The 1,526-nt window shown below is 69.4% G+C and carries 1 protein-coding gene; it reads right to left on the bottom strand.

Annotated features, from left to right (window positions below; translation table 11 throughout):
* On the bottom strand, positions 1–1,526 hold a 1,526-nt coding region (locus tag ACWD0Y_RS36620), incomplete at both ends, for a glycoside hydrolase family 13 protein (RefSeq protein ID WP_450264571.1).

Genomic DNA, 1,526 nt, shown 5'->3' with positions numbered 1-1,526 from the left:
AGGTCGGATCCGCCGAAGTTGGCCAGGACCAGCAGTTCGGTGCCGGTGGCCGGGTCGTGGCGGGTGAAGGCGTAGAGCTGTTCGTGGTCGGGGTGAAGCATGTGGAAGTCGCCGTGGGTCAGGGCGGGTTCGGTGTGCCGCAGGGCGATGAGGCGGCGGTAGTGGTGGAAGATTGAGTCCGGGTCGGCGAGCTGGGCCTTGGCGTTGACGCGGGTGTGGTCGGGGTTGACCGCGATCCAGGGGGTGCCGGTGGTGAAGCCGGCGTGTTCGGTGGTGTCCCACTGCAGGGGGGTGCGCGCGTTGTCGCGGCTGCGGTGGCGCAGTCCGGTCAGGATCTGCTCCTCGTCCGCGCCGAGGGCTCTCTGCTCGCGGTAGTGGTTGAGGGATTCGATGTCGCGGAAGTCGTCGATCGAGGTGAAGGGGGCGTTGGCCATGCCCAGTTCCTCGCCCTGGTAGACGTACGGGGTGCCGCGGTGCAGGTGCAGGACGGTGGCCAGCAGCTTGGCGGAGCGGTCGCGGTGGGCGGGGCTGTCGTCGCCGAAGCGGGAGACCACGCGGGGCTGGTCGTGGTTGTTCCAGTACAGGCTGTTCCAGCCGGTGTCGCCCAGGCCGGTCTGCCAGCGGCCGAGGCTGGCCTTGAGGTCGGTCAGCTTCAGGGGACGGGTGTCGAACTTTCCGCCGGGGCCCTGGTCGAGGCCGACGTGCTCGAACTGGAAGACCATGTCGAGTTCGCGGCGGGCGGGGTCGGTGAAGCGCCTGGCCTCCTCGACGGTGACCCCGGGCATCTCCCCCACGGTCAGCAGCCGGCGGGGGTGGTTCTCGAAGACCTCGCGGTGCATCTCGGCCAGGTACGCGTGGATGCGGGGGCCGCAGATGTAGTGGGGGCTGCCGTCCCCGTGCAGGGCGCCCTCGTGGACGATGCCGTCGGGCAGGCCGGGGGTCTTGGAGATGAGGTTGATGACGTCCATGCGGAAGCCGTCGACCCCGCGCTCCAGCCACCAGCGCATCACGGCGTGGACCGCCCGGCGGACGACGGGGTTCTCCCAGTTGAGGTCGGGCTGCTTGCGGGAGAACAGGTGCAGGTAGTACTCGCCGCTCTTCTCGTCGTAGGTCCACGCGGGGCCGGAGAAGAAGGAACCCCAGTTGTTGGGCTCCGCACCGGGCGTGCCCGGTTCCATGCCCTCGCGGGCGGGGCGCCAGATGTACCAGTCGCGCTTGTCCCCGTGCGGGCCGCCGTCGCGGGAGGCGGTGAACCAGGGGTGCTCGTCGGAGGTGTGGTTGACGACGAGGTCCATGACCAGCTTCATGCCGCGCTCGTGGACGGCGGCCAGCAGCCGGTCGAAGTCGGCCAGGGTGCCGAAGAGGGGGTCGATGTCCTGGTAGTCGCTGATGTCGTAGCCGTTGTCGTCGTGCGGGGACGGGTAGACCGGGGAGAGCCACAGGACGTCGACGCCGAGCTGGGCAAGGTAGTCCAGGCGCTCGATGATGCCTTGCAGGTCACCGATGCCGTCCGCGTTCGAGTCGGC

This window comes from Streptomyces altiplanensis (assembly GCF_053591575.1).
The sequence above is the reverse complement of the archived record's forward strand: the minus strand, read 5'-3'. Positions and strand labels throughout refer to the sequence as shown.